Origin of the sequence: Listeria goaensis, assembly GCF_900186125.1 — a bacterium.
In the GTDB taxonomy this organism is placed as follows: Bacteria; Bacillota; Bacilli; order Lactobacillales; family Listeriaceae; genus Listeria; species Listeria goaensis.
This window is the reverse complement of sequence record NZ_FYBQ01000005.1, coordinates 18,159-30,237: the sequence shown is the minus strand read 5'-3', so window position 1 is coordinate 30,237 and position 12,079 is coordinate 18,159. Positions and strand designations below refer to the sequence as shown.

Genomic DNA, 12,079 nt, shown 5'->3' with positions numbered 1-12,079 from the left:
CTTTCCTTGACAATACGTATATTCAAATATAAAATTAGATTGTATATTTTACATTTGCTAAAGAGTGATGATGGAAAATAAAACTGCTTTTTAGTAAAGTTGGAGTCTATCCAGCTAATGATAGAAAATACACTTTGTGCCAATCATTTTTGGCCACCGACATAATGATAACGAAAACTGAATAGCGAAGGAGGTGTAAGGATGAGCGTAGTAGTCGCAATCATCTCCGGTTTGCTTTTCTTAATCGTCGGTTTGGTTGTCGGCTCACTTATTTATAAAGCTAGTTCTGAAAAGAAACTGGTTGCTGCTCGTGGAACAGCTGAATTAATCGTTGAAGATGCTAAAAAAGAGGCGGAAACAACGAAAAAAGAAGCGTTGCTAGAAGCAAAAGAAGAGAGCCATAGAGTACGTACTGAAATCGAAAATGAACTTCGTGGGCGAAGAGGAGAGTTACAGAAACAAGAAAATCGCTTATTGCAAAGGGAGGAAAACCTCGACCGTAAAGATACTTCTTTAAGTAAAAGAGAAGGTACACTCGAGAAAAAAGAGGAGAATATCAGTAAACGACAACAACATATTGAAGAGAAGGAAAGCAAAATTGATGAGATGATTCAAAAAGAGCAAGATGAGCTCGAACGCATTTCCGCACTCACTAAAGAAGAAGCGAAAAAAGTCATCCTTAACCAAGTAGAAGAGGAGCTTTCTCATGATACAGCTATCATGGTGAAGGAATCTGAAAGCAAGGCGAAGGAAGAAGCGGACAAAAAAGCGAAAAACATTTTATCACTTGCCATTCAACGATGTGCGGCAGATCATGTTGCTGAAACGACAGTATCTGTTGTAACACTTCCAAACGATGAAATGAAAGGTCGAATTATTGGTCGTGAAGGACGAAATATCCGTACGCTTGAAACGCTAACTGGTATTGATTTAATTATCGATGATACGCCAGAAGCTGTAATTTTATCAGGTTTTGATCCGGTTCGCCGTGAAATTGCGCGAATTGCACTGGAAAAATTAGTTCAAGATGGACGAATTCACCCGGCACGTATTGAAGAAATGGTCGACAAAGCACGTAAAGAAGTGGATGAGCACATCCGTGAAGTTGGGGAACAAGCTACTTTCGAAATTGGGATTCATTCGATTCACCCAGACTTAATTAAAATTTTAGGTCGTTTGCGTTACCGTACAAGTTACGGACAAAATGTTTTAAATCATTCACTGGAAGTTGCTAAACTGGCTGGAATTTTAGCTGGGGAGCTTGGTGAAGATGTGACACTGGCAAAACGCGCTGGCTTACTTCATGATATTGGGAAAGCAATTGACCATGAGATTGAAGGTAGTCACGTTGAAATTGGTGTCGAATTAGCGACGAAATACAAAGAAAATGATGTTGTCATTAACAGTATTGCTTCCCATCACGGGGATACTGAGCCGACATCTGTCATTGCTGTTTTAGTTGCTGCTGCGGATGCGCTTTCTGCTGCTAGACCTGGCGCGCGTAGTGAAACACTTGAAAATTACATCCGTCGTTTAGAAAAACTGGAAGAAATTTCGGAATCTTACGAGGGTGTTGAAAAATCGTATGCCATTCAAGCTGGACGTGAAGTTCGGATTATGGTTGAGCCAGACGAAATTGATGATTTAGCATCATATCGCCTAGCTAGAGATATTCGCAAACGTATTGAAGAAGAACTTGATTATCCAGGACACATTAAAGTAACGGTGATTCGGGAAACAAGAGCGGTTGAATACGCGAAATAAAGAAGAGCACTCGGAGAAATCTGGGTGCTTTTCTTTTGCCTATAAACTTGCATGGCTAGATTGAATACGTTAGAATTTTAATGAAGGAGTGAGCGGATTATGGCGGGGCATTCAAAATGGAAGAATATTCAAGGAAGAAAAAATGCGCAGGATTCAAAACGGCCGAAGTTTTTTCAGAAGCTTGCCAAGGAAATTTATGTGGCGGCGAAAAGTGGAGCTGATCCCGCATTAAATCCTGCACTCAGACTTGTTATGGATAAGGCGAAAGCGGCGAATATGCCAAATGATAATATGGAACGCGCAATTCAAAAGGCGGCTGGCAATCAGGCGGGGGAAAACTATGACGAAATTTCCTACGAAGGGTATGGTCCAGGTGGTGTGGCTGTTTTGGTGCATGCGCTTACGGATAATAAAAACCGTACGGGGACGAATGTGCGCGTTGCTTTCAATAAAAATGGCGGCAGTTTAGGGGAAACGGGTAGTGTGGCTTATATGTTTAATCGGAAAGGCTACTTAGTTGTGCTGCGGGAAAATTTAGACCTCAGTGAAGATGAATTCATGCTACTTGCGATTGAGGCGGGCGCTGAAGATATTATTACGAGTGATGAAGCGTTTGAAGTCTTTACGGCGCCAGCGGATTTTACGGTGGTGAAAGATGAGTTGGAGCAGGCAGGCTTAAAATTTGAAGCGGCAGAACTTACGATGCAACCTACGCTTTATCAGGAAGTTCCAGAAAATAAGCGCGCTGAATTTGACAAGATGATTAGCATTTTAGAAGACGATGATGATGTGCAAGAAGTTTATACAAACGCGAATAACGACTAAACGAGAGAGGTGCCGACAAAATGTGGCGCCTTTTTTAGGAGGGAAAACCATGCAAATTAGTGATATTATGGGGCGGCAAAAAGCTTATTTTGATGAGGGGCATACGAAGCGTTTTCTACACCGAAAAACAACGCTTGAAAATTTGGCGATGCTATTGAAAGAAAACGAAAAACTGTTTTTGGAAGCACTCGAAAAGGACTTGGGGAAGAGCAATTCTGAGGCATACATGACAGAGATTGGGATTATTTATGAAGAGATTTCTTTTGCTTTAAAGCATTTGAAAAAATGGATGCGTGTCGAGAAAGTGAAGACGAGCTTGACGCATGTTGGTTCCAAGGGGTTTATTCAGCGTGAGCCGTACGGTACGGTGCTTGTAGTCGCCCCGTGGAATTACCCGTACCAATTAGCGCTCGCACCACTGATTGGGGCCATTGCAGCTGGGAATACGGTGATTTTAAAACCATCGGAACTCGCACCTCATACAGCACAAGTGCTGATGCACGTTTTATCGCGCTTTCGTGAAGAAATCATTGCGGTTGTAAATGGTGGCGTGGACGTGACGACGGAATTGCTAGATCAAAAAATGGACTATATTTTCTTTACGGGTTCGACGCACGTTGGGAAAATTGTGATGCAAAAAGCGGCGAATCATTTGACTCCTGTCACGCTTGAACTTGGTGGAAAGAGTCCGCTTGTTGTGATGAACGATGCAAATATGAAGCTGGCTGCAAAACGCATTGCTTTCGGAAAATGGGTGAATGCTGGGCAAACGTGCATTGCACCGGATTATGTTTTAGTTCAGGACGACATTTATGATGAATTTAAAGCGGAGCTTCGAGAAGCGATAACGGAACTTTACGGTGGAAACCCTCTGATGAATGAAGCATATGGAAGGATTGTAAACGAGGCGCATTTTAAACGGCTTCAAAGCTACGTGCCAGATGCATTCGTCGATGAAGCGAATTTGAAAATGGCGCCGTACCTTTTGGAAGCGCCAGATTTGGATAGTCCTGTGATGCGGGAGGAAATTTTTGGTCCGATTTTGCCACTCATTCGTTTTGCGGAGACAGAAGATGCGATTCGGTTTATTCGTGAGCGTCCTAAGCCGCTTGCGCTTTATCTTTTTACTGCAAGTCGAAAAATCGAGCGGAAGTTTCTTTTTAAAACATCTTCTGGTGGTGTGTGCATTAATGATACGCTGATGCACATTGCTACGCCTTATTTGCCGTTTGGGGGTGTGGGTGATAGCGGCACGGGGAACTATCACGGGGAAGCCAGTTTTCGGACGTTTTCGCACGAGAAAAGTGTGCTGCGGCAGACGACTGCTTTTGATATGAAATTTCGTTATCCGAATTCGAAATATCGGGAAAAATTATTGCGTTTCTTTTTAAAATAAGTTGCGGAAGCTTCTACTTTTTTTGTAGAATAGAGAGCGTAGTGAAATAATGAAGGGAAGTAAACGAATGAAACCACGGAAAGTTATGATTATTGGGGCGGGGAACGTTGGAACTGCAGCGGCTCACGCTTTTGTGAATCAGCGTTTTATTGAAGAGCTTATTTTAGTTGACATAAATCAAGATCGTGTGGAAGGAAATCGGAAAGACTTGGCTGATGCGGCTGCGTTTATTCCGGGAAAAATGGATATTTCTGTACGTGAAGCAAAAGATTGTAAAGATGTGGATATTGCGGTCATTACGGTGACAGCAGGTGCTTTAAAGGAAGGGCAAACGCGGCTTGATGAGCAAAAAAGTACATCGAAAATTGTTGCGAGTATTGTTCCGGAAATGATGAAAGGTGGCTTTAATGGCATTTTTTTGGTGGCTACAAATCCTTGTGACATCATTACCTATCAAGTTTGGAAGTTATCAGGGCTACCTAAAAATCGCGTTTTAGGTACTGGTGTATGGCTTGATACAACGCGGCTTCGGAGGCTACTCGCGGAGCGTCTTGATATTGCGGCGCAAAGTATTGATGCCTTCATTTTAGGTGAACATGGTGATTCGCAGTTTCCTGTTTGGTCGCATTCTTCCATTTACGGGAAACCGGTGAACGAATATAGCGCGGAGAAGCTAGGCGATTCTCTTGATTTGAAAGCAATCGGGGAGATTGCACGCGATACTGGTTTTGAAATTTATCACCAAAAGGGTTGTACGGAATACGGAATTGGTGGCACAATCGTTGAGATTTGTCGGCATATTTTTAGCGGAAGTCAACGTGCACTTACGGTGTCGTGTGTGTTAGAAGGCGAATACGAGGAGCGCGATTTGGCGATTGGTGTTCCAGCGGTTCTTAATCAGGACGGCGTCAAAGAAATTATTGAGTTAAAGCTGAACGGCGAGGAAGAAGAGGCGTTCAAGCATTCAGCACGTGTCATTAAAGACTGCATTGCACAACTGTAAGACGATTGTTAGCACAAATGTTCGTAATATGCTATCATGAAAGGTATGGTATGACAGAAGGGACGAATTGACGTGTATGATTATATGAAAGGCCAAGTTGCGGCCATTACACCTGAATATATCGTTGTAGAAGTTTACGGGGTCGGCTACCAAATTGTTGCCGGCAACCCGTTTGCTTTTGCGGCGCAAGAAGGAAAAGAAGCGAAAGTCTATTTACATCAACATGTTCGTGAAGATAATATTACGCTTTACGGATTTCAAACGACGGAAGAGCGTTATTTGTTTAAAAAACTGCTCGGTGTTTCAGGAATTGGGCCTAAAAGCGCGCTCGCTATAACGGCCGCAGGAGATGCTACGCAGCTTATTAATGCGATTGAAATCGAAGACGATGTGTATTTAACAAAATTCCCTAGTGTTGGGAAAAAAACAGCGCGTCAGATTATCCTTGACCTAAAAGGAAAATTAGGCGACGTGGTGACAAGTGAGATTCCTCATTTTGTGGCTAAAAAAGAAATTACAGATGGGCTTCCGCCGCAGCTCGAGGAGGCGGTTCTTGCCTTACAGGCACTCGGTTATAGTGAGCGCGAACTGAAGAAAATCGTGCCGAAACTGCAAGATGAGATGCTTACAAGTGACGGCTATATTAAACTAGCTTTGAAATTAATGACAAATTAAGGAGGGATGTGGCATGGATGAGCGTATTGTTTCTTCCGAAAATGTGAGTCCTGAAGAAATCTCGTTTGAAACAAGCTTGCGGCCACAATTGCTTGCAGAATACATCGGTCAAGACAAGGTCAAACATAATCTTGGCATTTTTATTGAGGCAGCAAGAAGAAGGGAAGAAGCACTGGATCATGTGCTTTTATACGGCCCTCCTGGTTTGGGGAAAACGACGCTTGCGATGGTCATTGCGAACGAGCTTGGAACAAACATCAAAACGACAAGTGGACCCGCGATTGAACGTCCAGGGGACTTAGCGACAATTTTAACATCACTCGAACCGGGCGATGTGCTTTTCATTGATGAAATCCACCGGCTATCAAAATCCATTGAGGAAGTGCTTTATCCTGCGATGGAGGATTATTGTTTGGACATTGTTATCGGAAACGGGCCATCTGCGCGGTCGGTACGCCTAGATTTACCACCATTTACGCTGATTGGAGCGACAACGCGTGCGGGGCAATTATCGGCGCCACTGCGCGACCGCTTTGGTGTAATTGACCACTTGGAATTTTATACGGAAGAACAATTGATGGATATCATTTTACGGACGGCTAAAATTTTAACGACGGAAATTAATGCAGACGGCGCGCTTGAGCTTGCTAGGCGTTCGCGCGGAACCCCGCGGATTGCCAATCGTTTATTAAAACGCGTGCGTGATTTTGCCGAAGTTAAAGGCGATGGACTTGTTTCTTATGAAGTAGCAAGAGATGCGCTAACGCTTCTACGTGTTGACCCGCGCGGACTTGATACGATTGACCAGAAGCTTTTGCAAACGATTATGACATCATTTCGTGGTGGCCCAGTTGGACTTGATACAATTTCAGCAAGCATCGGTGAGGAACGCGAAACGATTGAAGATATGCATGAGCCATATTTACTGCAAATTGGTTTTTTGCAACGTACACCAAGAGGTCGGCTCGCAACACAATTAGCGTACGACCATTTTGGAATTCAAAACGAAAAAGGTGTCCATGAATGAAAGTTGAAGATTTTGATTTTGATTTGCCAGAATCCCTCATTGCTCAAACGCCATTACTTGACCGCACGTCAAGTCGCTTAATGGTGCTGGACAAAAAAACGGGGGATTTAAGCGATAAAAAATTTACGAATATTATCGATTATTTAAACGAAGGAGATGCGCTTGTATTAAATGATACGCGCGTTCTACCTGCTCGCCTCCACGGAATTAAAGAGGAGACGGGCGCACATATCGAAGTGCTTTTATTAAAACAAAAAGAAGAAAATAAGTGGGAAACGCTTGTGAAGCCTGCGAAACGCATTCGTGTAGGTGCGAAAATCACATTTGGTGAGGGTGAACTTTCGGCGACGTGTGTTGAGGAGCTTGAGCATGGTGGTCGTATTTTGGAGTTTCACTATACGGGCATATTTTATGAGGTGCTCGAAAACCTCGGAGAAATGCCGCTTCCGCCTTACATTAAAGAGCAGCTAAGCGATCAGGACCGCTATCAAACGGTTTATGCGCGCGAAAATGGCTCTGCTGCCGCTCCAACTGCGGGTCTGCACTTTACTGAAGAACTTTTAGAGGCGATTCGGTCTAAAGGAGTTCACGTATGTTTTGTGACGCTCCATGTTGGTCTTGGCACGTTTCGTCCGGTAGACGTTAGCGATACGGAAAACCATAAAATGCATTCGGAATTTTATCGTCTGACGGAAGAAACTGCAACGGTTTTAAATCAAGTGAAAGCAAGCGGCAAAAAAATTGTGGCTGTTGGTACGACTTCCATTCGGACACTAGAAACAATTGCAACAAAATTTGACGGCGAATTAAAAGCCGATTCTGGCTGGACGGATATTTTTATTTTCCCTGGCTATACGTTTAAAGCGGTAGATGCGTTAATTACTAATTTCCATTTACCGAAGTCGACACTCATCATGCTTGTTTCCGCTTTATCCACGCGTGAAAATATTTTGCGAGCGTATCAGCATGCTGTAGAAGACAAGTATCGCTTTTTTAGTTTTGGCGATGCGATGTTTATCCATTAATTTTGTGAAAAACCTTGTTTTCTATGTTTATTTTCGTTATGCTATTTAGTAGAGTAAAAAGAAAGAGGTAACACATGACAGCTATTCGTTATGAATTAATTAAAACTGATAAAAAAACAGGTGCGAGGTTAGGAAAACTACATACTCCGCATGGTACGTTTGATACGCCAATGTTTATGCCTGTTGGTACGCAAGCAACTGTCAAAACAATGTCGCCAGAAGAGCTTAAACAGATGGGTGCGGGTGTTATTTTAAGCAACACCTATCACTTATGGTTAAGACCCGGTGAGCAATTGATTGAGCAGGCTGGTGGTCTGCACAAGTTTATGAACTGGGACCAACCTATTTTAACCGATTCAGGTGGCTTTCAAGTCTTTAGCTTAAGCGATATGCGCGACATCAAAGAAGAAGGCGTTCATTTTCGCAATCATTTAAATGGCGACAAACTATTTTTATCACCTGAAAAAGCTATTCAAATTCAAAATGCACTCGGTTCTGACATCATGATGAGTTTTGACGAGTGTCCACCATATCCAGCCACACATGAATACATGAAGCGCTCTGTAGAACGCACGTCCAGATGGGCAGAACGCGGCTTAAAAGCGCATATGAAGCCTAATATTCAAGGTCTATTCGGCATCGTACAAGGCGGCGCTTATGAAGATTTACGACGTCAAAGTGCGGAAGATCTCGTTTCACTTGATTTTCCAGGCTATTCGATTGGCGGCCTTTCAGTAGGCGAACCAAAAGACGTCATGAATGAAGTGCTTGAATTCACAACACCTTTTCTTCCAAGTGGAAAACCCCGCTATTTAATGGGTGTTGGTTCGCCAGATTCATTAATCGATGGGGTCATTAGAGGCATCGATATGTTTGACTGTGTCTTGCCGACACGCATTGCGCGTAATGGTACATGTATGACTTCAAACGGACGCCTAGTTATTAAAAACGCCAAATTCGCAAACGACTTTGGACCGCTTGATGAAAACTGCAATTGTTACACCTGTCAAAACTATTCCAGAGCCTATATTCGCCATCTAATTCGCTGCGATGAAACATTTGGAATAAGACTTACGACTTATCATAATTTGCATTTTCTGTTAAACTTAATGGAGCAAGTACGTGAAGCAATTCGCTTTGATCGTCTGCTAGAATTTCGTGAAGAATTTTTTGAGCAATATGGTTTTAACGGACCAAATGCGAAAAATTTTTAATAAATATTTTTTTAAAGGAGCTGACAATTTTTGGGTAGTTTAACAGCATTTATTCCAATTATTTTGATGATTGTCTTGTTCTACTTCTTACTAATTAGACCTCAACAAAAGCGTCAAAAAGAAGTAACAAACATGCAAAATAGTTTAGCAAAAGGCGACAAAATTATTACGATTGGTGGTCTTCATGGCGTAGTTGAAGCAATTGAAGATGGCACTGTCGTACTAAAAACTGGCAACACGAAGCTGACATTCGATCGCAATGCGATTCGTACGGTTCTTGAAAAAGGAAACGCTGCTCCTGCAGTAGCACCTACTGAGCCAGTTGAAGAAGTAGCAGAAACTGAAAAAGAAACCGAAGAAAAATAAAGAAATCGCTCTAGTTCAAACTAGGGCGGTTCTTTTTTGTTAGGAAGTACCAATTTGAACAATTAAATGTGTCATTTATGTGGATTTTTCACTTTCTGCTTTTCATTTGGTTGATTTTTAGATAAAATGGGAATAGTTGATTGTAAAATGAGGGAGGGGAAGTGCGATGTCGCACGAAGACTGGTATGAAAGTTTGGAACCAGCTATTTTAATTAAAGTGGAAGATTTCCATCTTCTTAGTTATAGAGAAATCAAACCAGAACACATTTGGTCATTTTTAACAGAAGTTAAATGGGCTACAAATCCCACTCCGAATTTGCATGAACGTGTCAATGATATAATGCAGATGAACATTGGACAATTAATGGACTTTATTACAAAAACATCTAACGAGCCAGCAATTAGCGCTAGCGCAAACAATGAAACAGAGAATTTGGAAGATAATGAAGCGACATCTTCTGAACTTTCTAAATAGCATTTCATGGTTTAGATGAGGGAGGAAAAGAAATGATTAAGAAAAGTAGGTTAGTAACCTTCTTCCTAGTCGTGGCAATTATTTTTGGGGTCGTTTTCAGCACAGGGAAAATGGTTTTACAAAATATTAACTTGGGACTAGATTTACAGGGCGGATTTGAAGTGCTTTATCAAGTAGAGCCTGCTTCTGGAAAAGGTGAAGTGACTAAACAGACACTTACGGATACTGTAAGTGCCCTCGATCGCCGGATTAACAGTATCGGCGTAGCTGAGCCTAGCATCACAATTGAAGGAAATAACCGTATTCGTGTCCAGCTTGCTGGGGTGACGGATCAAAATGAAGCACGAAAAATGTTATCGACAACAGCGGAACTTTCTTTTAGGGACGCAAACGATAAACTTATGATGGATGGTTCTGATTTAGTTCCTGGGGGAGCAAAACAAGCTTTCGATCAAAATAATCAACCGATTGTCACACTGAAACTAAAAAGTGCTGATAAATTCGCTGATGTGACGAAAACAATTTTGGCTGAAAAACCTGACAACCAACTCGTTATTTGGTTAGACTGGAAAGAGGGCCAAAAATATAAAACAGAGAGAACTAAAAAAGATCCTGCTTACTTATCGGCACCAAATGTCAACCAAGTTTTAGACACAAATAAGGTTGAAATCTCGGGTAATTTTTCTGTTGAAGAAGCAAAAGACTTAGCGAACTTGCTAAATTCGGGTGCTTTACCAGTTAAGATGACCGAGGTATACTCGACATCTGTTGGGGCACAATTTGGTCAAGATGCGCTTGATGAAACAATTCTTGCTGGAATTATCGGGGTTGCAGCTATTTTCATCTTTATGATGCTTGTATACCGTATTCCTGGGATTATTGCATGTGTAACACTTGTTGCTTACACATACATTGTTTTACTCGTTCTAGCCTTGCTGAACGCAACGCTGACGCTTCCAGGGATTGCCGGGCTGATTCTCGGGATAGGGATGGCCGTCGACGCGAACGTTATCACCTATGAGCGAATAAAAGAAGAACTGAAAGTCGGGCGATCGACGAAAGCGGCGTTTGAAGTCGGCGTAAAAGAAGCCTTCCGTGCCATTTTCGATGGAAACATTTCGACTTTACTTGTTGCTTGTGTATTGTTCTACTTTGGAACAAGCTCGATTAAAGGTTTTGCGACGGTTCTAATTATTAGTATTTTAGTCAGCTTCCTAACGGCCGTTTGGGGTTCGCGTGTACTGCTTGGCTTGCTTGTTAAGAGCAACGTATTAAACAATAAACCACGTGCCTTTAGTGTGAAACCTGATGCCATTCATAATTTGCATGATGGTATTAGCACGTATGACTTAAAAACACCATTTGATCGTTTTGATTTCGTTAAGAATCACCGGTTGTTCTTGTGGATTTTTACGGGCATCGCCATTATTGGGATTGTTGTTTTAAGTTTCTTTAAACTTAATCTGGGCATTGATTTTGCGAGTGGTACGAGAGCAGAAATTACGTCTGATTCACCGCTAACAGAACAGCAGATTAAAAAAGATTTAGATGACATTGATATGCCGTCTGATAATATTGTTTTCCAAGGTAAGGATAACAAAACGGCGGTAGTTTCCTACAAAGGTGCTCTTTCGCAAGATGAAATTGCGAAATTTAAAACGCATTTTGAGAAAGAATATAAACATGAACCAAGCATTAGCACAGTAACGCCGACTGTCGGGAAAGAACTCGCGAAAAACGGCTTGTACGCAATGGCAATAGCTTCGGTACTCATAGTTATTTATATTGCGATCCGCTTTGAATTTTATATGGGGATTGCGGCGATTCTATCGTTACTATTTGACGCCTTTACCATCTTCATTTTCTTCAGTATCTTCCAGATTGAGGTTGATCTGACATTCATTGCGGCGGTTCTAACTGTTATCGGGTATTCGATTAATGATACGATTGTAACAGCGGACCGGATTCGAGATATTGGACGCAAGATGGGGCGTTATAAGACGAAAGAAGATGTGGCATTTGCTGTTAATCACGGTTTACGTCAAACATTCACGCGTTCGATTAACACTATCTTGACGGTTATTTTCACGGTTGTGGCGCTTGTCATTTTTGGTAGTGAATCGATTTTAAGCTTCTCAATCGCTTTACTTGTTGGGCTTGTTTCAAGCGTATTCTCTTCCATTTTCATGGCCATGCAGTTGTGGTATGTCTTTAAAGCACGTCAAGTGAATAAAAAAGGACCAATTGCAACGGTTAAGAAAAAGAAAAGAAATAACCCATCGCAACCTATGGTATAAAAACGAGTAACG

General features: G+C 42.0%; 11 protein-coding genes. All 11 read left to right on the top strand.

Going from position 1 to position 12,079, the window contains the following annotated elements; all coding sequences use genetic code 11:
* Positions 1–201: 201 nt before the first annotated feature.
* The 11 genes from rny to secDF all read left to right on the top strand — a co-directional run bounded on the left by rny (position 202) and on the right by secDF (position 12,067).
* A complete protein-coding gene (gene rny / locus CFT42_RS07475) occupies positions 202–1,764 on the top strand; it encodes a ribonuclease Y (RefSeq protein WP_088810013.1) in 1,563 nt (520 codons plus the stop codon).
* A gap of 99 nt (positions 1,765–1,863) precedes the next feature.
* Positions 1,864–2,589 (top strand): YebC/PmpR family DNA-binding transcriptional regulator, encoded by a 726-nt coding sequence (locus CFT42_RS07470; RefSeq protein ID WP_088815822.1) that lies wholly within the window; start codon positions 1,864–1,866, stop codon positions 2,587–2,589.
* Between the two features lie 49 nt (positions 2,590–2,638).
* Positions 2,639–3,985: an aldehyde dehydrogenase gene (locus CFT42_RS07465; RefSeq protein ID WP_088810017.1), complete on the top strand. Its 1,347-nt coding sequence runs from the start codon at positions 2,639–2,641 to the stop codon at positions 3,983–3,985.
* A 67-nt stretch (positions 3,986–4,052) separates the two neighbouring features.
* Complete coding sequence (locus tag CFT42_RS07460) at positions 4,053–4,988, top strand: L-lactate dehydrogenase (RefSeq protein WP_088815820.1); 936 nt, start codon at positions 4,053–4,055, stop codon at positions 4,986–4,988.
* A 72-nt stretch (positions 4,989–5,060) separates the two neighbouring features.
* Positions 5,061–5,663 carry a Holliday junction branch migration protein RuvA gene (gene ruvA / locus CFT42_RS07455; protein WP_088810020.1) on the top strand — a complete coding sequence of 201 codons (603 nt, stop codon included), beginning with the start codon at positions 5,061–5,063 and terminating at the stop codon, positions 5,661–5,663.
* A 13-nt stretch (positions 5,664–5,676) separates the two neighbouring features.
* Entirely contained in the window at positions 5,677–6,690 is a 1,014-nt protein-coding gene (ruvB, locus tag CFT42_RS07450) for a Holliday junction branch migration DNA helicase RuvB (RefSeq protein ID WP_088810021.1), read from the top strand.
* Entirely contained in the window at positions 6,687–7,715 is a 1,029-nt protein-coding gene (gene queA / locus CFT42_RS07445; protein WP_088815818.1) for a tRNA preQ1(34) S-adenosylmethionine ribosyltransferase-isomerase QueA, read from the top strand. Before ruvB ends, queA begins: the two co-directional genes overlap by 4 nt.
* A 74-nt stretch (positions 7,716–7,789) precedes the next feature.
* Positions 7,790–8,929, top strand: a complete 1,140-nt coding sequence (gene tgt, locus CFT42_RS07440; RefSeq protein ID WP_088810023.1) for a tRNA guanosine(34) transglycosylase Tgt — start codon at positions 7,790–7,792, stop codon at positions 8,927–8,929.
* 30 nt (positions 8,930–8,959) lie between these two features.
* Complete coding sequence (yajC, locus tag CFT42_RS07435) at positions 8,960–9,295, top strand: preprotein translocase subunit YajC (protein WP_088815817.1); 336 nt, start codon at positions 8,960–8,962, stop codon at positions 9,293–9,295.
* A gap of 166 nt (positions 9,296–9,461) precedes the next feature.
* Positions 9,462–9,770, top strand: coding sequence for a post-transcriptional regulator (locus tag CFT42_RS07430; protein ID WP_088810025.1), 309 nt, complete (start codon positions 9,462–9,464; stop codon positions 9,768–9,770).
* A 32-nt stretch (positions 9,771–9,802) separates the two neighbouring features.
* Positions 9,803–12,067, top strand: a complete 2,265-nt coding sequence (secDF, locus tag CFT42_RS07425) for a protein translocase subunit SecDF (protein WP_088815816.1) — start codon at positions 9,803–9,805, stop codon at positions 12,065–12,067.
* Positions 12,068–12,079 lie beyond the last annotated feature (12 nt).

What these genes read in the sequence shown, in the direction of transcription:
- rny (WP_088810013.1), top strand. Translation starts at nt 202, where the DNA reads ATGAGCGTAGTAGTCGCAATCATCTCCGGTTTGCTTTTCTTAATCGTC.
- CFT42_RS07470 (WP_088815822.1), top strand. Translation starts at nt 1,864, where the DNA reads ATGGCGGGGCATTCAAAATGGAAGAATATTCAAGGAAGAAAAAATGCG.
- CFT42_RS07465 (WP_088810017.1), top strand. Translation starts at nt 2,639, where the DNA reads ATGCAAATTAGTGATATTATGGGGCGGCAAAAAGCTTATTTTGATGAG.
- CFT42_RS07460 (WP_088815820.1), top strand. Translation starts at nt 4,053, where the DNA reads ATGAAACCACGGAAAGTTATGATTATTGGGGCGGGGAACGTTGGAACT.
- ruvB (WP_088810021.1), top strand. Translation starts at nt 5,677, where the DNA reads ATGGATGAGCGTATTGTTTCTTCCGAAAATGTGAGTCCTGAAGAAATC.
- queA (WP_088815818.1), top strand. Translation starts at nt 6,687, where the DNA reads ATGAAAGTTGAAGATTTTGATTTTGATTTGCCAGAATCCCTCATTGCT.
- tgt (WP_088810023.1), top strand. Translation starts at nt 7,790, where the DNA reads ATGACAGCTATTCGTTATGAATTAATTAAAACTGATAAAAAAACAGGT.
- CFT42_RS07430 (WP_088810025.1), top strand. Translation starts at nt 9,462, where the DNA reads ATGTCGCACGAAGACTGGTATGAAAGTTTGGAACCAGCTATTTTAATT.
- secDF (WP_088815816.1), top strand. Translation starts at nt 9,803, where the DNA reads ATGATTAAGAAAAGTAGGTTAGTAACCTTCTTCCTAGTCGTGGCAATT.